The 23,846-nt window shown below is 72.3% G+C and carries 20 protein-coding genes; 8 read left to right on the forward strand and 12 right to left on the reverse strand.

Annotation, left to right across the window (positions count from 1 at the left end):
* Positions 1–112, forward strand: a 112-nt coding sequence (locus ABD297_RS08665; RefSeq protein ID WP_344254714.1) for an integrase core domain-containing protein, incomplete at its 5' end; no start/stop codon positions are given.
* A 10-nt stretch (positions 113–122) separates the two neighbouring features.
* Here the strand turns inward: ABD297_RS08665 and ABD297_RS08670 are convergent.
* Positions 123–761, reverse strand: a complete 639-nt coding sequence (locus ABD297_RS08670; RefSeq protein ID WP_344254477.1) for a GNAT family N-acetyltransferase — start codon at positions 759–761, stop codon at positions 123–125.
* A gap of 59 nt (positions 762–820) precedes the next feature.
* Here ABD297_RS08670 and ABD297_RS08675 point away from each other — a divergent pair, with 59 nt between their 5' ends.
* A complete protein-coding gene (locus ABD297_RS08675) occupies positions 821–3,133 on the forward strand; it encodes a HelD family protein (protein WP_344254478.1) in 2,313 nt (770 codons plus the stop codon).
* Between the two features lie 651 nt (positions 3,134–3,784).
* Positions 3,785–5,368, forward strand: a complete 1,584-nt coding sequence (locus ABD297_RS08680; protein ID WP_344254479.1) for a M4 family metallopeptidase — start codon at positions 3,785–3,787, stop codon at positions 5,366–5,368.
* 98 nt (positions 5,369–5,466) lie between these two features.
* On the opposite strand, the gene lysS is transcribed toward ABD297_RS08680, so the two are convergent.
* The 8 genes from lysS to ABD297_RS08720 all read right to left on the reverse strand — a co-directional run bounded on the left by lysS (position 5,467) and on the right by ABD297_RS08720 (position 14,050).
* Positions 5,467–7,248: a lysine--tRNA ligase gene (gene lysS / locus ABD297_RS08685; RefSeq protein ID WP_344254480.1), complete on the reverse strand. Its 1,782-nt coding sequence runs from the start codon at positions 7,246–7,248 to the stop codon at positions 5,467–5,469.
* Between the two features lie 60 nt (positions 7,249–7,308).
* Positions 7,309–8,619 carry an adenylosuccinate synthase gene (locus ABD297_RS08690; RefSeq protein ID WP_344254481.1) on the reverse strand — a complete coding sequence of 437 codons (1,311 nt, stop codon included), beginning with the start codon at positions 8,617–8,619 and terminating at the stop codon, positions 7,309–7,311.
* 158 nt (positions 8,620–8,777) lie between these two features.
* Positions 8,778–9,728, reverse strand: a complete 951-nt coding sequence (locus ABD297_RS08695) for a hypothetical protein (RefSeq protein ID WP_344254482.1) — start codon at positions 9,726–9,728, stop codon at positions 8,778–8,780.
* A 200-nt stretch (positions 9,729–9,928) separates the two neighbouring features.
* Positions 9,929–10,732, reverse strand: a complete 804-nt coding sequence (locus ABD297_RS08700; protein WP_344254483.1) for a Cof-type HAD-IIB family hydrolase — start codon at positions 10,730–10,732, stop codon at positions 9,929–9,931.
* A 16-nt stretch (positions 10,733–10,748) separates the two neighbouring features.
* A complete protein-coding gene (locus ABD297_RS08705) occupies positions 10,749–11,156 on the reverse strand; it encodes a DUF3151 domain-containing protein (protein ID WP_030199148.1) in 408 nt (135 codons plus the stop codon).
* Positions 11,153–12,181, reverse strand: coding sequence for a class II fructose-bisphosphate aldolase (fbaA, locus tag ABD297_RS08710; protein WP_344254484.1), 1,029 nt, complete (start codon positions 12,179–12,181; stop codon positions 11,153–11,155). Before fbaA ends, ABD297_RS08705 begins: the two co-directional genes overlap by 4 nt.
* Before the next feature lie 103 nt (positions 12,182–12,284).
* Positions 12,285–13,190 (reverse strand): hypothetical protein, encoded by a 906-nt coding sequence (locus ABD297_RS08715; protein WP_344254485.1) that lies wholly within the window; start codon positions 13,188–13,190, stop codon positions 12,285–12,287.
* 20 nt (positions 13,191–13,210) lie between these two features.
* Entirely contained in the window at positions 13,211–14,050 is an 840-nt protein-coding gene (locus tag ABD297_RS08720; RefSeq protein ID WP_344254486.1) for a GNAT family N-acetyltransferase, read from the reverse strand.
* 35 nt (positions 14,051–14,085) lie between these two features.
* Between ABD297_RS08720 and ABD297_RS08725 the strand changes: the two genes are divergently transcribed.
* Positions 14,086–15,498, forward strand: coding sequence for an NAD(P)/FAD-dependent oxidoreductase (locus ABD297_RS08725; RefSeq protein WP_344254487.1), 1,413 nt, complete (start codon positions 14,086–14,088; stop codon positions 15,496–15,498).
* Between the two features lie 62 nt (positions 15,499–15,560).
* Here ABD297_RS08725 and ABD297_RS08730 read toward each other — a convergent pair whose 3' ends face one another.
* Positions 15,561–16,685 (reverse strand): M24 family metallopeptidase, encoded by a 1,125-nt coding sequence (locus ABD297_RS08730; protein ID WP_344254489.1) that lies wholly within the window; start codon positions 16,683–16,685, stop codon positions 15,561–15,563.
* 78 nt (positions 16,686–16,763) lie between these two features.
* On the opposite strand from ABD297_RS08730, the gene ABD297_RS08735 reads away from it, so the two are divergent.
* The 4 genes from ABD297_RS08735 to ABD297_RS08750 all read left to right on the forward strand — a co-directional run bounded on the left by ABD297_RS08735 (position 16,764) and on the right by ABD297_RS08750 (position 21,140).
* The gene (locus tag ABD297_RS08735; RefSeq protein ID WP_344254490.1) at positions 16,764–18,152 is read left to right on the forward strand and encodes a sensor histidine kinase; all 1,389 of its coding nucleotides are present in this window, start codon (positions 16,764–16,766) and stop codon (positions 18,150–18,152) included.
* Positions 18,149–18,850, forward strand: a complete 702-nt coding sequence (locus tag ABD297_RS08740) for a response regulator (protein ID WP_344254492.1) — start codon at positions 18,149–18,151, stop codon at positions 18,848–18,850. Before ABD297_RS08735 ends, ABD297_RS08740 begins: the two co-directional genes overlap by 4 nt.
* Before the next feature lie 125 nt (positions 18,851–18,975).
* A complete protein-coding gene (locus ABD297_RS08745) occupies positions 18,976–19,884 on the forward strand; it encodes an ABC transporter ATP-binding protein (RefSeq protein ID WP_344254715.1) in 909 nt (302 codons plus the stop codon).
* Positions 19,881–21,140 carry an ABC transporter permease gene (locus tag ABD297_RS08750; protein WP_344254493.1) on the forward strand — a complete coding sequence of 420 codons (1,260 nt, stop codon included), beginning with the start codon at positions 19,881–19,883 and terminating at the stop codon, positions 21,138–21,140. The genes ABD297_RS08745 and ABD297_RS08750 overlap by 4 nt, the downstream gene beginning before the upstream one ends.
* On the opposite strand, the gene ABD297_RS08755 is transcribed toward ABD297_RS08750, so the two are convergent.
* Positions 21,124–22,389 carry an MFS transporter gene (locus tag ABD297_RS08755; RefSeq protein WP_344254494.1) on the reverse strand — a complete coding sequence of 422 codons (1,266 nt, stop codon included), beginning with the start codon at positions 22,387–22,389 and terminating at the stop codon, positions 21,124–21,126. The two genes, ABD297_RS08750 and ABD297_RS08755, sit on opposite strands and share 17 nt — an antisense overlap.
* Before the next feature lie 222 nt (positions 22,390–22,611).
* A complete protein-coding gene (locus ABD297_RS08760) occupies positions 22,612–23,784 on the reverse strand; it encodes a citrate/2-methylcitrate synthase (RefSeq protein WP_344254495.1) in 1,173 nt (390 codons plus the stop codon).
* Positions 23,785–23,846: the final 62 nt, after the last annotated feature.

Genomic DNA, 23,846 nt, shown 5'->3' on the forward strand with positions numbered 1-23,846 from the left:
TGACGAACGAACCGCAGCTCTTGCGCCATGGCTGGAGCACTACAACACTCGACGACGCCACACCGCCCTCGACGGGCTCCCGCCGTCCAGCCTCCTGTCACCAACCTGCTGACCGAGTACACCTAGGGGGCGTCGAGGCGTGCCAGCAGGGCCGCCCGGACCGTGGGCCACTCGTCGACGAGGATCGAGTGCACGGCCGTGTCGCGCCAGCTGCCGTCGGCCCGACGCACGTCGCGCCGCGTGACCCCCTCGAAGGTCGCGCCCAGCTTGAGGATCGCCGCGCGCGACCGGGCGTTGACGACGTCGGTCTGGATCTTCACCCGGCCGAAGCCGCACGTCTCGAACGCGTGGGCGAGCAGCAGGAACTTGGCCTCCGGGTTGACCTGCGTGCCCCACCAGCGCGAGCCGTACATCGTCCACCCCAGGTGCACGTGCTGCCGCACGGTGTCGACGTCGCCGAGCGAGCTCGACCCGACGACCGTCCCCGCGGGCCCGAGGTCGCCGTCGGCGACGAGCCTGATCGTGTATGCCGTCCGGCCCGTCCCGTCGGGAGCGCGGGCCGCGACCGCCGCCTCGACGAGCGCCTCGGTGTCAGCCACGGTCCGGTGGGGTCGCATCATGAGGAACCCCTGCTCGTAGCAGCGCTCGTCGGCGTAGACGTCGAAGAGTCCGGCGGCGTCGGCGGCCGTCGTCACGTCGAGCCGGACGAAGCGGCCGACGAGCGGCGCGCCGGTCGGGGGGACACAGGCCTCGGGGAGCATGAAGTGACAGTAGACTTGATGGTTCCCGCGCCGCCCGAGGCGTCCCTCAGAGTCCTTGGATGTCAGTGAGCACTTCGAACGCATCGTCACAGCGGAGCAGCGCGCCCGGTTCCCGCGGCGTCTCGCCGGTGTCGACCAAGAGCATCCCCGACGAGCTGGCCCGCGAGATCGCCGTCGAGCAGGCGCACGTCGACCGTGTCCACGAGGAGCTGGAGAAGGCCGGTGTGCGCGCCGACAGCGTGCAGGCCGAGGGCCTGGCCCGGAGCCAGTTCGGCCGTCAGGTCGAGGTCGGCGACGCCGAGGGCGCGGCCCTCTTCGAGCGCGACGCCCTGATGTTCCACGCCGCCAAGCGGCGCACCGCCCTCGACACGCAGTACGAAGGCCTCGTCTTCGGCCGCCTCGACATCGACCACGCGATGCTGCGGGCCGAGTCCGCGAGCGGCAACGGGCACCGGCCGGCCGACGGGTCGTCCGGCGGCGACCGCGAGGTCCGCTACATCGGGCGGCTCGGCGTCCGCGACGACGACTACGAGCCGCTCGTCATCGACTGGCGCGCGCCGGCCGCCTCCGCGTTCTACCGCGCGACGCCGACGCAGCCCATGGGCGTCCTGCGCCGCCGGGTCCTGCGCAGCCGCGGCACCACCGTCATCGGCATCGAGGACGACCTCATGGTGCCCGAGGCCCCCGACGACCTCGTCGTCGTCGGCGACGGCGCCCTCATGGCGGCCCTGACCCGCAGCCGCGGCGGACGCATGCGCGACATCGTCGCCACGATCCAGGCCCACCAGGACGAGGCGATCCGGGCCAGCGCCCGCGGCATCACCGAGATCACGGGCGGACCCGGCACGGGCAAGACCGTCGTCGCCCTGCACCGCGCCGCCTACCTGCTCTACTCCGACCGGCGTCGCTTCGAGTCGGGCGGCATCCTCGTCGTCGGCCCCTCGGGTGCCTACACGGCATACATCGAGCGGGTGCTGCCCTCGCTCGGCGAGGAGAGCGTCATCCTGCGAGCCCTCGGCGACGTCCTCGACGTCGTGCACACCGAGCGGCTCGACCCTCCCGCCGTCGCCCGCACCAAGGGCTCGACGCGCATCCGCACGCTGCTCGGCGCCGCAGCCCGAGGCCGGGTGCCCGGCACCCCGACCGAGTTCCGCGCCATGGTGGCCGGTCGCCCGGTCCGCCTCGAGGCCCGCGACCTCGACCGGGTGCGCTCCCAGGTGCTGCGCCAGCACCAGCGCAACACGGCCACGTCGGCCGCGCAGGACGCCCTCGGCGAGGTCGCCTGGAGCTCGCTCGGGATCACCGGTGACCGCGAGGCCAAGGAGGAGTTCCTCGACAAGTGGGAGGACCACCTCGACGTCGAGGCCTTCATGCAGGTCTGGTGGCCCCAGGTCGACCCGCGCGAGGTGCTGCTCTGGCTCGGCGACCCCGACCTCGTGCGCCGCCACTCCCGCGGCACCCTGCGTGACGACGAGGTCGAGCCCCTCGCGGCCTCGTTCCGGCTCGCCGTCGAGACGGGCACCTGGTCCGTGGCCGACGTCGCGCTCATCGACGACATCTCGGCTCGGGTCGGACCCGTGCAGGAGGCACCCAAGGAGGAGCGCGGCTTCTACGAGATCGAGGAGCTCGAGGACCTCAGCCAGTACGGCGTCACCGAGGTGCAGCCCGTCGTCAGCGCCGCCCGCGACACCGGCGCCCCGATCGTGCTCACCGACCCGCGGGAGAAGCTGCTCGCCGGTCGCATCGGCAAGCCCGACGAGTACGCCCACGTCCTCGTCGACGAGGCCCAGGACCTCTCCCCCATGCAGTGGCGCATGATCGGCCGCCGCGGGAGGTATGCGTCGTGGACCGTCGTCGGTGACGCGGCCCAGGCGTCGTGGCCCGATGCCGCCGAGGCGACGGCCGCTCGCGAGGAGGCCTTCGGCTCCCAGGCGCGCCAGCAGTTCCACATGGACACCAACTACCGCAACGCCCGCGAGATCTTCGACTACGCCGCCGAGGTCGTGCGCCGCCAGGTGCCCGACGCCGACATCCCGCAGGCGGTGCGCGAGACGGGCATCGAGCCGGTCGAAGGACCGCTCGGGCGCGACGTGCTCGCCTCGGTCCACGAGGCGGTCGAGTCGCTGCTCTCGCAGGTCGAGGGAGCCATCGCCGTCATCACCCCGTCGACCCACGCGGACCGGCTCTCCCCCGTCGCCGAGCTCGGCGACGGGCGTGTCCAGGTCATCGACCCGATGTCGACGAAGGGCCTCGAGTACGACGCGACCGTCGTCGTGGACCCCGAAGAGATCACCCGCGAGTCGCCCGGTGGCGTGCGCGTGCTCTACGTCGCCCTGACGCGCGCGGCGCACCGCATGACCGTCCTGTCCTGAGCCGCACGGTTCGCGCTCCTCGTCCTGCACCCGCACGACGAGGAGCGCGAGTTCGTCTGGTAGGCCTGATTTCGGCAAGGTAAAGACTTGTTCAAGGATTAACCGAATCATCGACTCGCCCCCGATGCGGGGGGATGATTGCCTCAACGTCAAGGAGCGCGACACCACCCTCCCCGCCGTCTCCTCCCCCCTGAGACCCTTGGCGTCCGCGAGGTCCCGCCCCCCAATGTGGAGCTCGCTCCGGGCGAGGGACGAGATGCAACCCCCCTGCATCTCGCCCCTCGCCCGTCCCATGTCCGGGCCGTGTCCGAGGGCTGCCCGGGCTCCGTGTCCGAGCCGCGTGTCCGGTCGGCGTGTCCGGGCTGCGTGTCCGGGCTGCGTGTCCGGGCTGCGTGTCGGCACCACGGGTCGATCCCCGCGCCGAGCGGCGCGAGCGGCGCAGGCCTCAGGGCTGGTCGAGATCGTTCCGGTGGGCGCCGATACCGATCTTGCTGGGAGAAGTCGGTGTGCAACCTTGGACGATTCTTAAAATGTTGTTCAAGCGACGGCCAACATTCTCGGCAACCGCTGGCGCGCAGGCACCCGACCCACCAAGGTGACGACAGGTCGTCCGACCGCCCTCGGGGGCACCTCGGTAGCCAGGAGAACGCCTTGAAGAAGAGATTCGTCACGACGACGGTCGCCACCGCCGCGATCGCCGCCACCGCGCTTGCAACCATCGCCACGAGCGGCGCGCAGGCAGCCCCGTCCACCTCGGGAGCCGGAAGCGACCGTGCCACCGCAGCCGTCGCAGCCGCACGCGCCCATGGCTCATCCTTCGGGCTCGACGGTGACCAGGGCCTCTCGAGCCGCAGCGTCGCCACCGACAAGGACGGCACGACCCACGTCCGGTTCGACCGCACGTTCAAGGGCCTGCCCGTCGTCGGCGGTGACCTCGTCGTGCACACCGACGCCGCCGGTGGCTGGAAGGGCGTCAACGCCGCGTCCAACTCGGTTCGTGTCGGTTCGACGACCCCCACCGTTGCCGCTGCGACCGCAGCTGCGACCGCAGCCCGCGCCGTCGACTACACCGTGAGCACCAGCAAGCCCACCCTCGCGGTCTACGCGATGAGCACCCCGGCCCGCCTCGTCTGGAAGACCCAGGTCGACGGCGTCGGAGCCCACGGCGAACCCGCCGGCACGGCCGTCTTCGTCGACGCCCGCTCCGGTGCGGTCGTCGACCAGTGGGCCACGGAGATCAACGACGCCGGCACGGGCAACAGCCTGTACCTCGGTACCGTGACGGTCCAGACGACGGCCTCAGCGGGCCAGTGGCAGATGATCGACGCGACCCGCGGCAACGCCCGCACCGAGGACGGCAACAACGGCTCGACGTCCTCCACGACCGGCACGCTCTTCACCGACGCCGACAACGTCTGGGGCAGCGGGACCACGAGCAACCGCCAGTCGGCCGCCGTCGACGCGGACTTCGGCGTGGGCGCGACGTGGGACTTCTACAAGAACACCTTCGGACGCAATGGCATCAAGAACGACGGCAAGGGCGCCCGCAGCCTCGTCCACGTCGGCACCAACTGGGTCAACGCCTCGTGGAGCGACACGTGCTTCTGCATGCGCTACGGCGACGGTGACGGCGTCAGCTACGGCCCGCTCGTCTCGCTCGACGTGGCCGGGCACGAGATGACCCACGGCGTCACGTCGGCCACGGCCGGCCTCGCCTACCGCCGCGAGTCCGGTGGCCTCAACGAGTCCACGTCCGACGTCATGGGCACCATGGTCGAGTTCACGGCCAACACGGCCGGCGACCCGGGTGACTACCTCATCGGCGAGCGCTTCTCGCTGAAGACGCCGCAGAAGCCGCTGCGCTGGATGGACAAGCCGAGCACCGACGGCGCGTCCGCCGACTGCTGGAGCAAGACCGTCGGCAGCCTCGACGTGCACTACTCCTCGGGCGTCGGCAACCACGCCTTCTACCTGCTGTCCGAGGGCAGCGGGGCCAAGTCGCTCAACGGCTACTCCTACAACAGCCCGACGTGCAACGGCTCCACGGTCGCCGGCATCGGCCACGACGCGGCCGCCGCGATCTGGTACCGCGCCCTGACGACGTACTGGACCTCGTCGACGAACTACGCGGGTGCTCGCGCCGGCATGCTCTCGGCCGCCAAGGACCTCTACGGCGCGACGAGCACGCAGTACGCCGCGACCGCGGCCGCCTGGTCCGCCGTCAACGTCAACTGACCCCGAGCCTCGTCCAACGAGAGAGCCCACCCGACCAGGCGGTCGGGTGGGCTCTCTCGTTCGCTAGGCGGCCCGACGGACTCGGCCGGGCGGAGGGCTCAGTGGCCGACGAGGGTGCGCACGCGGTCGGCGCCGACGGCGAGGAGCAGGGTGGGCAGACGCGGCCCCGTGTCCTTGCCGACGAGCAGGCGGTAGACGAGCACGAAGAAGGCGCGCTGGGCCGCCGAGAGCTCGGGGTCCTTGACCTTGGCCTCGGGGTCGATGCCGCGCTGCACCTTGGGCACGCCGTAGACCAGGTGGGTCAGCCCGTCGAGCGACCAGTGCCGCTCGAGCCCGTCGGCGAGCAGGCGCAGAGCCTCGCGCTGCTCGTCGTCGAGGCTCGCGAGCAGCTGCGCGTCGGGCTCGGCGCGCACCACGGTGCGGTCCTCGGCCGGCACGTAGCCGAGCATCCAGCGCTCGGCGCAGTCCAGGCGCGGGCGCAGGTCGTCGGTCGAGGCGACGGGGTTGTCGGGCTCGAGCTCGCTGAGGATGCGGACGGCCTGCTCCTCGTCGCCCTGCGTCACGTCGATGACCGACGCGATGGTGCGGAACGGCATCGGGCGCGGAGTGGTCGGCAGCGGACCGGCCGCCGTCGACGTGGCGCGCAGGTGCGCGGCGAGGTCGCCGGCCTGGGCCGAACCGTCGGCAACCTTGCGGCCCAGCGCATCCCACTCGTCGTAGAGACGCTGCAGCTCGGGGCCGAAGGCGACGTCGAAGCTCTGGTTGGGCCGGCGGCGGGCATAGAGCCAGCGCAGCACCGGCGCCTCCATGACCTCGAGCGCGTCGGTCGGGATCGGCACGCCACCCTTGCTCGAGCTCATCTTGGCCATGCCGGCGATGCCGACGAAGGCGTACATCGGGCCGACCGGGCGCTCCCAGCCGAAGATCGGGGCGAGGTCCTTGCCGACGACGAAGCTGCTCCCGGGGCTCTGGTGGTCGACGCCGGACGGCTCGAACATGACGTGCTCGTGGCCCCAGCGCATCGGCCAGTCCACCTTCCACACGAGCTTGCCGTTGGTGAAGGTGTCGAGGTCGACGGTCTCGTGGTGGCCGCACTTCGTGCAGTCGTAGGTCAGCTCGTGGCTGTCGTCGTCGTAGGCCGTGACGGTCGTGAAGTCGGTGCCGCACGAGGAGCAGAACGGCTTGAACGGGTAGTAGCCGGCCTTGCCCTCGCTGCCGTCGTCCTCGCTCGCCGCGCCCGAGCCGCGCTCGGCCTCGGTGGCCGCGGCGGCCTGCTCCTCGGTGAGCTTCGGCGCCTTCTGCTGCTGCTGGCCGCCCTTGCCCTTGCCGCTCGACTTCTGGCGCGCGGCCTCGACGGCCTCGAGCGTGCGGTACTGGTCGAGCACCTTGTCGATGGCGGTGCGCTCACGCATCGCGAGCAGCACCTGGTCGCGGTAGACGCCGGCGCGGTACTGCTCGGTCTGGCTGATCTGGTGCACCTCGATGCCGGTGGCCTCCATCGCCTCGATGAGCGGCGCCTTGAAGTGGTCGGCCCAGCTCGCGTGTGGCGAGCCGGCGGGCGGCGGCACCGCGGTCAGCGGCATACCGATGTACTGCTCCCACGAGTCGTCCACTCCCGCAAGGTTCTTCGGCACGCGACGGAAGCGGTCGAAGTCGTCCCAGCTGAGGATGTGCTCGCAGTCGATGCCGCGGCGCTTGATCTCGTCGGCGACCAGGTGCGGCGTGATGAGCTCGCGGAAGTTGCCCAGGTGGATCGGGCCCGAGGGGCTGATGCCCGACGCGCAGACGATCGTCTCGCCGGGATTGCGCTGCTGCGCCTCGGCGATCACGTCGTCAGCCAGACGCGTGACCCAGTCGAGCGGGGTGACCTCTTCAGTCATGGGTTTCCTTCAGTTCCAGACGCTTTCGTATGCCGTGTGCTCGGTTGACGCGTGGACGCGTCAGCCCGCGACGGCCGGCTTGAGCGGGAAGCGCTCGATGATCTCGTCACGGCCCGGGCCGACGCCGATCGCGGAGACGCGCGCACCGATGAGCTCCTCGACGCGCAGGACGTAGGCCTGGGCGTTGGCCGGCAGCTCCTCGAAGGTGCGGCAGGCGGTGATGTCCTCCCACCAGCCGTCGAGCTCCTCGTAGATCGGGGTCGCGTGGTGGAAGTCGGTCTGGTTGACCGGCATCTCGTCGTGGCGCACGCCGCCCACGTCGTAGGCGACGCAGACCGGCACCTTGTCGAGGCCGGTGAGGACGTCGAGCTTGGTGATGACGAAGTCGGTGACGCCGTTGATGCGCGTGGCGTAGCGGCCGACGACCGTGTCCATCCAGCCGCACCGGCGCGGACGGCCGGTGGTCGTGCCGTACTCGGCGCCCGTCTTGCGGAGGAACTCGCCCTTGTCGTCGTGCAGCTCGGTCGGGAACGGGCCCTCGCCGACACGGGTCGTGTAGGCCTTGAGGATCGCGATGACCGAGTCGATGCGGGTGGGCGGCACACCCGAGCCGGTGCAGGCGCCGGCGGAGACGGCATTGCTCGACGTGACGTAGGGGTAGGTGCCGTGGTCGACGTCGAGCAGGGTCGCCTGCCCGGCCTCGAAGAGCACCGTCTCGCCCCGGTCGAGCGCCTGGCTCAGCACGAGGCTCGTGTCAGCGACCATGGGAGCGAGGCGGGCGGCATACGCCAGCAGCTCCTCCACGACCTCGTCGACCTCGGCGCCGCGGGTGTTGTAGATCTTGGCGAGCAGCTGGTTCTTCAGCTCGAGTGCGGCCTCGACCTTCTGGCGCAGGATGCCCTCGTCGTAGAGGTCCTGGATGCGGATGCCGACGCGGTTCATCTTGTCGGCGTAGGTCGGGCCGATGCCGCGGCCGGTCGTGCCGATGCGGCGCTTGCCGAGGAAGCGCTCGGTCACCTTGTCGATGGTGCGGTTGTAGCTCGGGATGACGTGCGCGTTGGCGCTGACGAGCAGCTTGCCCGTGTCGACGCCGCGGGCCTCGAGGCCGTCGAGCTCCTCGAAGAGCACCGACAGGTCGATGACGACGCCGTTGCCGATGACCGGCACGCAGTTGGGGCTGAGGATGCCGGAGGGCAGCAGGTGCAGCGCGTACTTCTCGCGCTTGCCGTCCTTCTCGATGACGACGGTGTGGCCGGCGTTGTTGCCGCCGTTGAACTTGACGACGTAGTCGACGCTGCTGCCGAGCAGGTCGGTCGCCTTGCCCTTGCCCTCGTCGCCCCACTGCGCTCCGACGAGCACGATTGCCGGCATCGGTCTGCCTTCCGGTTGTGGTCAAAGCCAACCGCAAGGTTATCGGTTCGAGACCGGTGCCCCGGACGCCGCCCGCCGGCGAGGTCCTGGAGCGGGAGCTGTTCTCGGCACGTCGGCTGCTGTTCGGTCCGGCGACATGTCGCGGGACCGAACACAGATCAACCGGCGTGCCTCCGCGCGAGGCGCGACGCGGCGGCGCGCCGCACGGCCGTCTCGACGAGCCTCCGAACCCGCTCGGGATGCTGCAGGTCGGCCCAGGTCACGCGCACGACCTCCCACCCCAGCGAGCGGATCCGGTCCTCGCGCCGCTTCTCGTCCCACAGGTCCTGGGCCGAGGCGTACTTGGAGCGTCCATCGAACTCCACGAGGACCCGCGTGCCCACGATGCCGAGGTCGGCACGGTAGCCCAGGCCACCGGGGGTGAAGGCCTCGGTGCCCGGGACGGCGAACTGCGGGACCGTCCGGTACCCAAGGTGGTGCAGCACCCACGAGGTGAGGGTCTCTCCCGGACTCTCGTGGCGTGCGTCGCAGCGCGGCAGGGCAGCGCGGACGCGCTCGATGCCGGGGCGCCGACCGATCACCTCCACCGCGAGACCGAGGTCGGCGGGCGTCACACGACCGGCCCGCAGTGCGGCATCCGCCGGAACGAGGAAGGCGCACGGGTCAGTGAGGCCGGCGAGGGCAACGGCGACAGCGGGATGCACCATGCGCCCGGTCACCGGCAGGCGCGGCGCCTGCGCGTGGTCGAGGGCCGGCCGCACGACCAGGTCCGGCTTGCGGTGAGCCTTGGCTCGGCGAGCGGCGGTCGGGCGGGTGCGCAGCAGGTGCGCGACCGTCCAGTCGGGCTCGTAGGTGGGCAGGTCGAGGAGCAGCAGCGCGGAGGCGTCGCTCGCGACCGCGCGCTCGGCATACTGCTGGAGGAGGGCGGCGAGCCGCAGACGGTGCCGGTCCCGGTCGTCAACCGGCACCCGGGTGGCGAACCAGCCGTGGTGGAGGTGGTGGACCCGGCTCTCCCGCGACAGCCGGCGGAGCTCGGGACGGTCGATGCCGACGGCGAGCGCCCGCGCGGGGGAGAAGACGTCGTCCTGGGCGATGAGCGAGAGCTGCATGGACCGACGGTCGCCGCCGACGGCGGCAGCCGCCAGCAGCCGGCGGATGGTTGTGGACAGCGGCCGAAGGACGACGCGGGGTGGGGACGACGGTTCGGTCCGCCGATATGGCTCCGAGTCCCCGACAGGTCATGGGACCGAAACAGAGTCGCGGGTGCCGACACGCCTGGGCGGACCGGGTGGACGCGGGGCCGGCGGGGTCAGTGGGTGGTGAGCCAGTCCTCGAGGTACTCGGCCACGCCGTCCTCGCGGTGGTGGCCGGTCACGACGTGCGCGGCGTCGAGCGCCGGCTCGACCGCGTTGGACACGGCCACGGCCGTGCCGGCCACCTCGAACGCCGAGACGTCGTTGTGGTTGTCGCCGAAGAAGACCGTGTCAGCGACGTCGATGCCGAGCTCGTCGGCGAGGGCCCGCAGGCCGTCGCCCTTGGAGCACGCCGCGTTGGCGATCTCGAGGTAGGTGTCCTTGGACCGGTAGCTCACGAGCCCCGCCCGGCCGGCGAGTGCCGCCTCGAGCTCGTCGACGAGCGCCGGGTCGCCCATCGCCATGACCTTGTGCGGCGGCCGCGTGTCGACGCGCCCGCTCGCGACGTAGTCGTGCGCGGACGCCTCGCTCGGGTCGACGGCGGTGATCGTCGCCTCGCGCTCGGTCCACTCGTCGGGGCCCCAGGCGTACCAGTCGTCACCGGCGAAGAAGCTCGCGTGCAGGCCGAGACGCGAGCACACGGCATACGCCTCCCGGGCATCGCCCGGCGTGATGGGCACGTCGGTCACGACGGTGCGGTCGGCGCGCAGGACGAGCCCGCCGTTGTACGCGATGAGCGGGGTCGGCTCGACGCCGCACAGCCGCTCGAGTCCCTCCAGGGAGGCCGGCATGCGCGAGCTGCAGAGCACGAACGTGTGCCCCGCCGACCGCACCGCCCGGATGGCGGCGACGGTGCGGTCGGAGAGGGTGCGTCGGTGGTCGAGCAGGGTGCCGTCGACGTCGGAGCAGAAGAGCGTCATGCGGTCGTGCGGGCACTCAGAGACCGAGCTCGCGGGCGCCCTCGGCCGAGCTGTCGCGGAGGAACTGCGTGCAGCGGGCCTCCTCGTCGCTCTCGCCGATGGCGCGGGCCGCGCGGGCCAGCGCCGCGAGCGCCCGGAGGAACCCGCGGTTGGGCTCGTGCGACCACGGCACCGGGCCCTGCCCGCGCCAGCCGGACTTGCGCAGGCTGTCGAGCGCGCGGTGGTAGCCCGTACGGGCGTACGCGTAGGCCTCGACGTCGCGGTCACCGTCGGCGAGCGCGTCCTCGGCGAGGACCGCCCACGCGAGCGAGCTCGCGGGGTAGGCGGCCGCCACCTGGACCGGGTCGACGCCGGCGTCGAGCTTCTCGGCGGCCGGGTCGACGGCGAGGCGCGTCTCGGGGATGCCGAGCAGGTTGTCGCTCACTGGTGCGTGCCCGCCGAGCGCAGCGCGGTGCAGGCCTCGACGACGCGCACGGCCATGGCCTCCTCGGCCGCCTTGCCCCACGCGCGCGGGTCGTACTGCTTCTTGTTGCCGACCTCGCCGTCGATCTTGAGCACGCCGGCGTAGCCGGAGATCATCCAGTCGGCGATCTTGCGGGTGAAGGCGTACTGCGTGTCGGTGTCGACGTTCATCTTGATGACGCCGTTGTCGACGGCCGCCGAGATCTCCTCGGGCAGCGAGCCGGAGCCGCCGTGGAAGACGAGGTCGAACGGGCGCGCGTCGTCCGTCAGGCCGAGCTCCTGGGCGGCGGCCTGCTGGGCCTGCAGGAGGATCTCCGGGCGCAGCTTGACGTTGCCCGGCTTGTAGACGCCGTGGACGTTGCCGAAGGTCAGGGCCGTCAGGTAGCGGCCGTTCTCGCCGGCGCCGAGCGCCTTGATCGTGGCGATGGCATCCTCCGGGGTGGAGTAGAGCTTCTCGTCGATGGCGCCCTCGACGCCGTCCTCCTCGCCGCCGACGACGCCGACCTCGATCTCGAGGATGACATTGGCGGCCTTGGCGAGGGCGAGCAGCTCCTGCGCGATCGACAGGTTCTCGTCGAGCGGCACGGCCGAGCCGTCCCACATGTGCGACTGGAACCACGGCGTGCCGCCGGCCTGGACGCGCTCGGTCGACGCCGCGAGGAGCGGGCGCACGAAGGAGTCGAGCTTGTCCTTGGGGCAGTGGTCGGTGTGCAGCGCGATGTTGACGGGGTAGTTCTTGGCCACCTCGTGCGCGTAGGCCGCGAAGGCGAGCGAGCCGCTCACCATGTTCTTGATGCTCGGGCCGGAGAGGTAGTCCGCGCCGCCGGTCGAGACCTGGATGATGCCGTCGGAGCCGGCGTCGGCGAAGCCCTTGAGCGCGGCGTTCAGCGTCTGCGAGCTCGAGACGTTGATGGCGGGGTACGCGAAGGAGCCGGCCTTCGCGCGGTCGAGCATGTCGGCATACACCTCGGGGGTGGCGATGGGCATTGCTACTCCTGCAGTCTCGTGTGCGGCTTTCAAGGTCCGTCGGAAATCCTGCCACGTATGCCGTCCGGTGCCCACGGGTGCCCACCCATCGGTGAGCGCCCGCTCAGAGCAGGCGCGCGACGAGCACGGCGAGCGCCCGCTGCTGCTCCCCCGGCTCCCAACCGCTCCCGTCCAGCGCGGCCCACACGAGGTGGGTGCCGCGGCGCAGCAGGACGACCTCGGCCGATCCCGCGCCGTACTCCGAGCGCACCGTCCCGACGAGGGCGCCGACGCCGGCCACCGTGCTCGGCGTGGCCCTCGCGCAGGCCCTGAACGCGACGTCGAGGTAGTCGACGAGTCCGCCGGGGTCGCCCGCCGCAAGGTCGACCAGGGTGAAGGTGACGACCTTCGTCCCGGCGGAGCTCTCGGGCGGGGCCTGGTTGCCGGCCTGCTTCGGCATGGTCAGGAGGTAGCCACCGACGAGGCGGCGCGCCCCGCTCGCCGGGACGAACGCGTCCGGGAGCAGGTCGGTCCACGGCACGAGGCCGTCGCAGTGCGGTCCGGACGGCAGCTGACCGGGGCAGCGGGTCCGGTCCGCCGCGTCGGGACCGGGCACGGTCTCCTTCGGGTCCGACGTCGCGCTCGTCTCGGCGCCGGGGAAGACGGCGTCGAGGGGCACTCGGCCCTTGCCCGTGACTGGGCGGGTCGTCGTGCAGCGCGGCGTGTCGACTGGGGTCATCACCGGCTGGGGCTGGACGGCCGTCCCGTCCGAACCCGCCGGTGGGAGGGGCAGCGGGCCCTGCGCCGGGCCTCCGGTCGAGCCGCCGGCCGAGCCCTGACCTGATCCGGGGATCGGTGACGCGGATGCCGTCCCTGCACTCAGGGCGTCACTGGCCGCCGACGTGCACGCGCCGAGCACCGAGGCCGCCACCACCGCCATGACCGCCGGGGCGAGGGCCGCCACGAGGACGCGCGCCCGCGTCGGTCGCTTCGACCGAGGCCCCACGGTCCGCTGCGTCGCCGTCCTCACCCCTGGAGTCTGACAGGGGCTCAGGCCGCGGGGTCGAACACGTAGGGCGTCGTCGTCGCGACCCGGTGCAGGCCCAGGCGACGCAGGATCGGCTCGGAGTCGGGCGAGGCGTCGACGCGGACGTAGTCCTTGCCGCGCTCGAGGCCGAGGCGGGCCCGGTGGAGCAGGGTCGCGCGGTAGAGGCCGCGGCCGCGCCACTCGGGCAGGGTCGATCCGCCCCAGAGCCCGGTGAAGCCGCTGTCGTCGTACTCGGCACGGGCCGCGCACAGCACCGACCCCTCGCGGGACTCCTCGACGACGACGACGTCCATCGCGCCCGGCTCGGCCTGCCAGCGCGGCAGCAGCGAGTCGAGGACCCACGGCTGGGGCTCGGCCCAGACGGTCTCGAGGAGGGTGGCCATCCGCGCGAAGTCGGCCTCGGAGTCGGCGGCGCGCACGACGACACCCTCCGGGAGGGCGATCTCCTGGGCGGCGAGCGGTGCGGCCTCGCCGAGGATCAGTGCCTCGTCGTCCTCCTTGACGAACCCGGCCCGCACGAGGCGCTCACCGAGGTCGGCGGGCTCGTCGTAGTCGTAGGTCTTCCACTCGACGCGGAGGCCGAGACCGGCGAAGAAGTCTCGCTGTCGCGCGATGACGGCGTCCCACTCGTCCGGGTCGGGACCCAGGCCGTCCGGGCTCTCGACCATGTTCCAGTGGCCACCGTCGATCTCGTACTCGCGCCGGACGAGCCCGTCGACCTCGATGGGTCGCTGCGGCGTGCCCACCCGGATCGGTGCCCGGGTCTCGTCGTGGAAGACGCGCAGCAGCTCGGCCGGGCCGAGCGGGGCGTAACCATCGTGCTGGAACGAAGAAGGGTTCACAGGCGACAGCCAAGCATGGTCGAATCCGTCACGTCATGCCTGTTTCCCCGCTCTCGCCCCGCGCCGCTGCCGCCCTCGCCGACGCGCGCCCCGTGCCGTTCTGGACCGACCGTCCCGAGCGGCCCGAGCCGCGCGCGCCCTTGACCGGCGCCGCTCCCCGGACCGATCTGCTCGTGGTGGGCGGTGGGTTCACCGGCCTGTGGGCCGCGATCCAGGCCAAGGAGGCCGACCCCGCCCGCGACGTCGTCGTCATCGAGGCCGGGCGCCTGGCCGACGGTGCCTCCGGGCGCAACGGCGGCTTCATGGCGCCCTCGCTGACCCACGGGCTCGCCCAGGGTGTGGGCTGCTGGCCCGACGAGGTGGAGACGCTCGAAAGGCTCGCGGCGGAGAACGTCGCCGGCATCGAGAGGACGCTGACGGAATACGGCATCGACGCCGACCACCACGTGCCGGGCGAGTTGACGCTTGCCCTGACCGAGCACCAGATCCCTTCTGTCCGTGAGTCGTTCGAGCTGCACCGCAGCCACGGCCTGCCCGTCGAGCTGCTCGACGCCGCTCAGGCACGGGCTCGGGTGGACTCGCCGCGCTACCTCGCCGGGATGTACGACCCGGACGTCGCGCTCCTCGACCCCGCACGCCTCGTGTGGGGCCTGGCCCGGGCCGCCGAGTCCCTGGGCGTGCGCCTCCACGAGCACACTCGCGCAACGGGATTCGACACCGAGGGCGTCGGCGTCAGGGTGAGTCTCGACGCCGGCTCGATCCACGCGCGACGCGTCGTCCTCGGCACGAACGCCTCCCAGGGCGTGCTCAAGCGGTTCAGCGCCTGGGTGCTCCCGGTCTACGACCACGTCCTCATGACCGAGCCGCTGTCGCCGGCCCAGCTCGACGCGATCGGGTGGAAGGGCCGCGAGGGGGTGACCGATGCCGGCAACCAGTTCCACTACTACCGAAGGACGCTCGACGACCGGGTGCTCTTCGGCGGCTATGACGCCAACTACCACTTCCCCGGGCGCATCGACCAGGCGCTCGAGCAGAGCGACGCGTCGCACGGCCTGCTCGCCGACCACTTCGTCGACATCTTCCCGCAGCTCGACGGCATCCGCTTCACGCACCGCTGGGCCGGCGTCATCGACACGACCTCACGCTTCACGCCGGTCTTCGGCACCGCCCTCGGCGGCCGCATGGCGTATGCCGTGGGCTACACCGGGCTGGGCGTCGCCTCGACCCGCTTCGGCGCGGCCGTCGCCCTCGACCTCGTCGACGGCAGGGACACCGAGCGGACCCGGCTGGGGATGGTGCGCCGCAAGCCGGTCCCCTTCCCGCCGGAGCCGATCAGGTATGCCGCCGTGCGGGCCACGCGGTCCTCGCTCGCGGCCGAGGACCGCACCGGCAGGCGGAACGTGTGGCTGCGCACGCTCGACCGGATGGGCGTCGGCTTCGACTCCTGACGCGGACCCGTGTGACGACGGGGCCACTCGACGAGTGGGGGAAGGGCGTGGGGCCCGTCCGGTCAGAGGACGACGAGGTCGGTGGGGCGGGTGTTGAGGCGCTCGACGCCGTCGTCCGTCACGGCGACGATGTCCTCGATGCGGGCGCCCCAGCGGCCGGCGAGGTAGACGCCGGGCTCGATGCTGAAGGTCATACCGGGCTCCAGCGGCAGGTCGTTGCCGGCGATGACGTAGGGCTCCTCGTGGACGTCGAGCCCGATCCCGTGGCCGGTGCGGTGGATGAAGTGCTCGGCCAGGCCCGCCTCGGCGAGCACGTCCCGTCCGGCGCGGTCGACGTCCTGGCACGTGACGCCGGGCCGCACGGACTCGACGGACGCCTGCTGCGCCGCCTGCAACGCGGCGTAGGCGGTGGCCACGTCGGGCTCGCGAGGGGCGCCCACGGCATACGTCCTCGTGCTGTCCGAGTTGTAGCCCGACGGCAGCGGGCCGCCGATGTCGACGACGACGTCGCCCTGCTCGATGACGCGGTCGCTGACGGAGTGGTGCGGGCTGGCCCCGTTGGGTCCTGAGCCGACGATGACGAACTCCGCTGCGGCGTGGCCCTCCTCGAAGATCGCGGCCGCGATGTCAGCCGCCACCTCCGCCTCGGTGCGGCCCACGCGCAGCCACTCCCCGACCCTGGCGTGCACCCGGTCGATCGCCGCTCCCGCCGCCCGCAGCTCGGCGAGCTCGACCGCGTCCTTGCGCATCCGCAGCTCACGCAGCACAGGTCCCGCCAGCTGCTGGTCGGAGGCTCCGGCGTCGCGCAGCCGCAGCAGGTGCAGCGCCGGCGTCATGTCGGACACGGCGACGCGACCACCGGGCACGCCGCCGAGCGCCAGCGCGTAGGGGTCCTCGCCGTCGACCCACGTGCGCACCTCGACCCCGAGGTCGGCGAGCGGCACGTGCCCCAGCCCGGCGTACTCCAGCGCGGGCGAGACGAAGACCGGCGGCACTGCGGGGTCGCTCGGCACGACGAGCGCCGTGAGCCGCTCGAAGGACGACCCGGCGATCCCGGTGAGGTAGCGCAGGTCCGAGCCCGGGGAGACGACGGTCGCCGCGACGCCGGCGTCCGACGCGTGCCTCCGCAGCCGGTCGAGACGCGAGCGCATCGTCGTGACGTCGAGGACGGAGGAGGTGACACCCATGCGGCGACGGTACCGCCGGCGCCGGCTCCCCCTCGAGGGGGAGCCGGGACGACGGCCGCCATGCCTAGGCTGTGGCCCATGGACGGCCGGTGGACTGCCCTCGTGGCGCGGGTGCAGGCGTACTTCGGCGTCGACACCGAGTGGGAGCGCGTCCCGCCCGACCCCGCCCGAGCGCGACGGGTCGACACGTGGCTCGCGCTCGCCTTCCTCGTCACCGGCGCGCTCGGGGTGGAGCTGCTGCGCAGCGTCGACGCCCTCGGCTCGTTCCAGCACTCGTGGGTGTGGCCGCACCTCGTCGTCGTCTCGGGCACGGTGCCGCTCGTGTGGCGGCGACGCTGGCCGCTCGTCGTGGCCGCCGGGCTGTCGGTGCACTTCTTCGCGGTCGGCATCGTCATGCCGGGCGTCGCGGCGTCGGTGCCGATGCAGGCCGTCTACTTCGTCGCGATCTTCACCGGGGTCGCCTGGGCGCGCGACCGGCGCCTCATGATCGGCGTCGTCGTCGGGATCGTCCTGCTGATGTTCGGCTGGCTCACCTGGCAGTTCGCCGTCGGCTCCGGGATCGAGCAGGCCCTCAGCCACAACGGCCGGATGCCCGAGCGGCAGGGTCTGTTCGGGCCGGCCACCGCCTACGTCGTCTACAGCCTGCTCATCAACGCCTTCTACTTCGGCGGCGCCATCGTCGGCGGGCAGGCGGCGTGGCGCTCGGCGCTGCGGCGCGAACGCGTGGTCGACCAGGCCCGCACCATCGAGTCGCAGGCCGCCGGGCTGCGCCGCCAGGCCGTCGTCGAGGAGCGGCTGCGGATCGCCCGGGAGCTGCACGACGTCGTCGCGCACCACATCTCGGTCATCGGCATCCAGGCCGCCGCGGCACGGCGGGTGCTGCGCCGCGACGCCGACGCGGCGGAGGGAGCTCTGCGTTCGGTCGAGACGTCCTCGCGCGATGCGGTCGCGCAGATGCGAGGACTGCTCGGCACCCTGCGCGCCGACGACGCGGACGGCGCCTCCGACGACGCGCGGTCGCCCGAGCACACCCGAGCACCGGAGCCCCTGCTCACCGACGTGCCGGACCTCGCGCGTGAGGCGGCGTCCCACGGCCTCGAGGTCGACTGCCACGTCGTCGAGGACCCACCGGGAGCCATCGCCAGCGTCCCGGCGCCCGTGGGCCTCTCGCTCTACCGCACGGCCCAGGAGGCCCTCGCCAACGTGCGCCGCCACTCCACGGCGTCCTCCGCCACCGTCTTCGTCCGGGTCGACCAGCGCCCCGAGCACGGGTTCGCCCACGGCTACGCCGAGGTCGAGGTGCTCGACAGCGGCCGCCCGCGCTCGGGCACGTCCGGGACCGGGCTCGGCCTGCTCGGCGTGCGCGAGCGCCTCTCGACCCACGGGGGCGTGAGCGAGATCGGCCCACGCGTCACGGGCGGCTACCGCGTCCGGGTGCGTATGCCGTTGCCCGAGGACGCGTCGTGACGGCACCCACCCGCGTGCTCCTCGTCGACGACCACCGGCTCGTGCGCTCCGGCTTCTCGCTGATCCTGTCCGTCGAGGACGACCTCGAGGTCGTCGGCGAGGCCAGCGACGGGGCCGAGGCCGTGCACCTCGCCCGGGAGCTGAGTCCCGACGTCGTGCTCATGGACGTGCAGATGCCGGTCATGGACGGCATCGAGGCCACTCGCCGGATCGTGGCCGAGGGCGGCTCGAAGGTCGTCATCCTCACCACCTTCGACCGCGACGACTACGTCTTCGCCGGCCTCGGCGCCGGGGCCAGCGGCTTCCTGCTCAAGAACTCCGACGCCGAGCACCTCGTGGAGGCGGTGCGGGCCGTGGCCGGCGGCCATGCGCTGCTCGCCCCGGAGGTCACCCGGCGGGTCATCGAGCAGATGGCAGGCCCGGCGGCGCCGACACCGGGCGCCTCGTCGGAGGGCCGCCGCGACCCACGCGTCGACGACCTGACGCCGCGCGAGCTCGAGGTCCTGGTCCTGGTGGGCCGCGGCCTGTCCAACGCCGAGGTGGCCTCGCGGCTCTTCCTCGGAGAGGCCACCGTCAAGACGCACCTGTCCAACGTCTTCGCCAAGCTGCACCTGCGCGACCGGGTCCAGGCCGTGGTCCTCGCCTACGAGGCGGGACTCATCCTGCCGGGGGATGCCACAGATCCACCGCGCGGCTGATCCGGCCGGGTCCTCCCACGCCTAGCGTTGGGGCCATGAGCACCCTCGGGGACCGAACGACCGAACCACCGACGAGGCCAGGCGCCGGGCCGGCAGGCAGCACGACGGCCGGCGCGACGGCAGGGATGGCGGCCGGGCCGCGCGCCACGGCCGACATCGAGCTGCGGCACCTGTCACGGACCTTCGGCGAGATCCGCGCCGTCGACGACGTCAGCCTCACCGTGACGGCCGGCCTGCTGACGGGATTCGTCGGCGGCAACGGCGCCGGCAAGACGACGACGATGCGCATGCTCATGGGGGTCCTGTCCCCCACCGGCGGCGAGGTGCTCTGGGACGGCAGGCCGATCACCCAGCTCGACCGTCGTTCCTTCGGCTACATGCCCGAGGAGCGTGGCCTCTATCCCAAGCAGCCGGTGCTCGACCAGCTCGTCTACCTCGGCCGGCTCCGCGGGCTCGGGGCAACGGCCGCCAGGGCCTCGGTGACGAGCCACCTCGAGCGGCTCGGCCTGGCCGACCGCGCCAAGGACCACGTCGAGAAGCTCTCCCTCGGCAACCAGCAGCGCGTGCAGATCGTGGCGGCGCTGATGGGCAGCCCGCGCGCCCTCGTGCTGGACGAGCCGTTCAGCGGTCTCGACCCGGCAGCGGTCGACAGCATGGCCGACCTGCTGCGCGAGCACACCTCACGCGGCGTCCCGGTGCTCTTCTCCTCCCACCAGCTCGACCTCGTGGAGCGACTCTGCGAGCGACTCGTCGTGCTGGCCCGCGGCCGCGTCGTCGCGTCCGGCACGCCTGAGGAGCTGCGCTCCCACTCCGTCGCGCGCCACCGTCTCGTCCTGTCCGGCGACGCCGGCTGGGTGCGTGGTGTCCCCGGGATCCACGCCGTCGACGTCGACGGCACGACGGCGCTGCTCGAGGTCGTCGAGGACGGCGCCGAGCGGCGCCTGCTCGAGGAGGCCCTGCGCCGCGGCACGGTCCACGAGTTCTCCCCCCGGCGGCCGAGCCTGGCCCAGATCTACCGCGAGGTGACGGCATGACCACCACCGACCAGCGACCCCTCGACCGTCAGCCCGGCACGGGCGCCCCTCACGCCACCACGGCGGACGCCACCGCCGACACCGCCGGCGGTGGGCGCGTCTGGGCCGTCGTGGCCGCGCGCGAGATCGTCGTGCGCCTGACCAACCGCGCCTTCCTCGTCTCGACCCTCATCACCCTGGTCTTCATCGCCGGCTTCGGCGCCTTCTCCGTGTGGCAGGGCAGCAGGACGACGACCTACACCGTGGCCGTGACCGGGACCGAGGGACGCCAGCTCGTCGAGCGCGCCGCGACGTCCGCCCACCGGGCCGACGACAAGGTGACCGTCGTGGCGACGCCCGTGACGGGTGAGCCGGCAGCGAGGTCGCTGGTCGACGGAGGCAGCGCCGACGCGTGGCTGCACCAGACCGGTTCGGGATGGACCCTGACGTCCGCCGACGACGCCGACCTCGCGCTGCGCACCGCCGTCGAGACCGCCCTGCGCGACAGTGCCCTCGAACGCAACGCTGCGGCGGCCGGCACCACCGTCCAGTCCCTGCAACAGGGCACGACTCTGACGACGACGCGCTTCGACGGCCAGATCGGCAACAGCGGCCTCGTCAAGGGCGCGACGTTCGCCTTCGCCCTGCTCTTCTTCATGGCGGCGATGATGTTCGGCCAGCAGATCGCGGCGAGCGTGGTCGAGGAGAAGCAGTCACGTCTCGTCGAGATCCTGGCGACAGCGATCCCCCTGCGGCAGCTGCTCGCCGGCAAGATCGTCGGCAACTCCGTCATCGCGCTGGGGCAGGTGGTGCTATTCGCCGCGGTGGGTCTCGTGGCCGTGTCGTTCACCGAGGCCTCGACGCTGCTGCCGACCCTGTCGACGGCGGTGGTGTGGTTCGTGCTCTTCTTCGCCGTCGGCTTCTTCGCCCTCGCGTGCCTCTATGCCGTCGCTGGCGCGCTCGCCTCGCGCACCGAGGACCTGCAGTCGACGACTGCGCCGATGACGATGATCATCATGGCCGTCTACGTCGCGAGCTTCGGGCTGACCGGGCGCGCCCTCGAGGTGGCCTCCTTCGTGCCGATCGCGTCGGTCGTGTCGATGCCGGGACGCCTGCTCGCCGGGGACGCCGCCTGGTGGGAGCCCGTGCTCGCGCTCCTGATCATGGCCGCGTTCTCTGCCGTGACCATCGTCGTCAGCGAGCGGATCTACCGCAGGTCGCTCCTGCAGAACCGCGGCCGCCTGTCGTGGAAGCAGGCTCTCACGGCTCGGGACTGAGCCTGCCGGCCGGGTGCTCGCCCTCGACCGTGACGTGACGGTAGGGCGAGCACCACAGCACGACCGCCGACACCACGAGCCCGAGAACCCCTGCCGCGATGGCGAACCGGTTGCCCCACGTGGCCGCCACCACGCCACCGAGCGGGGCCGCCACCGCGATCGAGCCCCAGTTGAACGACCGGATCGTCGCGTTCATGCGCCCCCGCAGCCGGTCGGGCGTCACGAGGTTGCGATAGCTCATGTCGAGCGGCCCCTTGAGGCCCATGGCGAGCCCGAAGAGCGCGTTGGCCACGAGCGGCCACACGACGGCATACGGACCCGGCTGCGCGAGCAGCAGGAGCGCGTATGCCGCCGGGCTCAGCCACCCCATCGTCGTGACCACCCGGCCCGTGCCGAACCGTCGGGCGAGGTGCGGGGCCAGACCGGCGCCGAGGACGCCCGTCACACCGGTCGCCGCGAGGACGAGCCCCACCGCCAGCGCGTCGAGGTGCAGCTCGGTCGTCGCGAAGTAGACGAGCACAGTCGTCACCATGGCGTTGGAGAAGAACCACAGGTGCAGAGCCACGGCGTAGGGGCGGAGCGTCACGTGGCCGTAGACCCAGGCGGCTCCCTCGCGCAGCTCGGTCCAGAGGTGCCGCTCGGCGGTCGGTTCGTGACGCGGCTCCTCGACGCGCACGGTCGCGAGCAGCAGGGCCGACACGGCATACGAGACGGCGTCGACGAGCACGGCCACGGGCGCCGACAGCAGGCGCACGAGGGCGCCACCCACGAGTGGTCCGAGCGACTGGGTCGCCGAGTAGGTCTGCGACAGACGGGCGTTCGCCGAGGCGAGCCCGGCGCTCGGGACGATCGTCGGCAGCAGTGAGAGGTGTGCGGCGGTGAAGAACATCGACGCCGAGCCGGTGCAGAAGACGAGGACGGCGAGGAGCGGCACCGTCAGGTGACCGGTCAGCGCGAGCAGGCCGACGGCACCCAGCAGGGCGGCGCACAGCAGGTCGGCGGCGACGAGGAGCGGCCGGCGGCGCACCCGGTCCACGACGACTCCGGCGAGCATGCCGAAGAGCAGGTAGGGCAGCCACTGCGCGGCCCGCACCACACCGAGCGCGGTCTGGTCGGCGTGGAGGGTCTCGATGAGGAGCAGCTGAAGGGCGAGGGTCGAGACGAAGGTCCCGAGGTTGGAGACGCCGTCGGCGAGCCAGTAGCGGACGAAAGCCCCGGATCGGGACGTTTCGACCACCGTTCCGGCCACGGCTGCCCCCTCCTGACGCGTTGCCGACGAATCCTTGACACCACCTTGTCCAGTTCTGACCCGTTCGTCGAGCCGAGCACCTCGATCTGCCCTACCGTTGACGTGACGTTCGGAGGGCTCCGGGCGACGACCAGCGACCGGATGCTCCCCCGGTCGCGCCGAGCAGGCCCCGGCAACCGGATGCGTCGGGGTCTGCTCGATGCCCCCTCCCGGGGGGACGCCTCAGGCCGGCAGCGGCGTGCGCGTGCCCGTGGGCACCGGCTGGGGCGGCGGCGGACCCACGTAGCGCGCGGCCGGCCGGATGATCTTCGGGTCGCGACTCTGCTCGAGCACGTTCGCCGTCCAGCCGACCGCACGCGCGACGCAGAAGGTCGGGGTGAACATCGTCGGGTCGAGCCCGGCGAGCTTCATGACGACACCCGCGTAGAACTCGACGTTGGCGTGCAGCTCACGTCCCGGCTTGAGGTCGGCCAGCGCCGCCTCGATGGCGTCCTCGACGCCGACGGCGAGGTCGACGAGCGGGTCGTCCCAGCCGCGGGCGACCGCCTTGAGCATCTCGGAGCGCGGGTCGCGGGTGCGGTAGACCGCGTGGCCGAAACCCATGATCCGAGCCCCCGAGCCGATGCGGTCCCGCACCCAGCCGTCAGCCCGGTCCAGCATGCCGATCTCGTCGAGGGCCTCCAGCGCCCGGCTCGGCGCGCCCCCGTGCAGCGGTCCCGAGAAGGAGCCGATGGCCCCGACGAGACAGGCCGCGAGGTCGGCGCCGGTGCTGGCGATGACCCGTGCGGTGAAGGTCGAGGCGTTGAAGCCGTGGTCCATCGTCGCGACGAGGTACTGCTCGACGGCGCGGGCGTCACGGGCGGCCGGCAGCTGCCCCGTCACCATGCGCAGGTAGTCCTCGGCATGGCCGAGGCCGGGGTCCGCCGGGACGGGCTCGAGGCCCCGGTGCAGGCGGTGGGCCGCGGCCAGGATCGTCGGCGTGATGGCGACCGAGGCGAGGGCTGCGGCGAGCTTCTCGTCCTCGTCGCAGTCGTAGAGGGGGCGCAGGCCCGCGATGCCACCCCACGCGGACAACGCGGTGCGCAGGACCTGGAGCGAGTCCGTGGTCGTCGCGCAGATGGCCGGCAGCAGGTCGGCGAGGGCGTCCGGCAGCACGCGCAGGCGGCCGGCGGCGGCCGTGAACGCCGCGAGCTCCTCGTCGTCGGGGAGGTGGCCGTGGAAGAGCAGGTGCCAGGCCTGCTCGAAGCCGACCTTCTCGGCCAGCTCGACGGCGGAGTACTGCCGGTAGTGGAAGAAGCCCTCGTCCCCGCGGACGTCGCCGAGCTCGGTGTCGGTGACGACGACCTTGGCCAGGCCCTTCGGGACGGTGATGAAACCGGTGGGGTTGGTGGACATGGGGTGCTCCTCTCGGGTTCACTCATCACTCTCAGCGATGTTGATCAACACCGTCAATGTTG

This window comes from Terrabacter carboxydivorans (assembly GCF_039532035.1).
Classification (GTDB): domain Bacteria; phylum Actinomycetota; class Actinomycetes; order Actinomycetales; family Dermatophilaceae; genus Terrabacter; species Terrabacter carboxydivorans.

Coding starts and splice junctions, on each gene's coding strand:
- ABD297_RS08670 (WP_344254477.1), bottom strand. CDS start 761: ATGCTCCCCGAGGCCTGTGTCCCCCCGACCGGCGCGCCGCTCGTCGGC.
- ABD297_RS08675 (WP_344254478.1), top strand. CDS start 821: ATGTCAGTGAGCACTTCGAACGCATCGTCACAGCGGAGCAGCGCGCCC.
- lysS (WP_344254480.1), bottom strand. CDS start 7,248: ATGACTGAAGAGGTCACCCCGCTCGACTGGGTCACGCGTCTGGCTGAC.
- ABD297_RS08690 (WP_344254481.1), bottom strand. CDS start 8,619: ATGCCGGCAATCGTGCTCGTCGGAGCGCAGTGGGGCGACGAGGGCAAG.
- ABD297_RS08695 (WP_344254482.1), bottom strand. CDS start 9,728: ATGCAGCTCTCGCTCATCGCCCAGGACGACGTCTTCTCCCCCGCGCGG.
- ABD297_RS08700 (WP_344254483.1), bottom strand. CDS start 10,732: ATGACGCTCTTCTGCTCCGACGTCGACGGCACCCTGCTCGACCACCGA.
- fbaA (WP_344254484.1), bottom strand. CDS start 12,181: ATGCCCATCGCCACCCCCGAGGTGTATGCCGACATGCTCGACCGCGCG.
- ABD297_RS08725 (WP_344254487.1), top strand. CDS start 14,086: ATGCCTGTTTCCCCGCTCTCGCCCCGCGCCGCTGCCGCCCTCGCCGAC.
- ABD297_RS08730 (WP_344254489.1), bottom strand. CDS start 16,685: ATGGGTGTCACCTCCTCCGTCCTCGACGTCACGACGATGCGCTCGCGT.
- ABD297_RS08735 (WP_344254490.1), top strand. CDS start 16,764: ATGGACGGCCGGTGGACTGCCCTCGTGGCGCGGGTGCAGGCGTACTTC.
- ABD297_RS08745 (WP_344254715.1), top strand. CDS start 18,976: ATGGCGGCCGGGCCGCGCGCCACGGCCGACATCGAGCTGCGGCACCTG.
- ABD297_RS08750 (WP_344254493.1), top strand. CDS start 19,881: ATGACCACCACCGACCAGCGACCCCTCGACCGTCAGCCCGGCACGGGC.
- ABD297_RS08760 (WP_344254495.1), bottom strand. CDS start 23,784: ATGTCCACCAACCCCACCGGTTTCATCACCGTCCCGAAGGGCCTGGCC.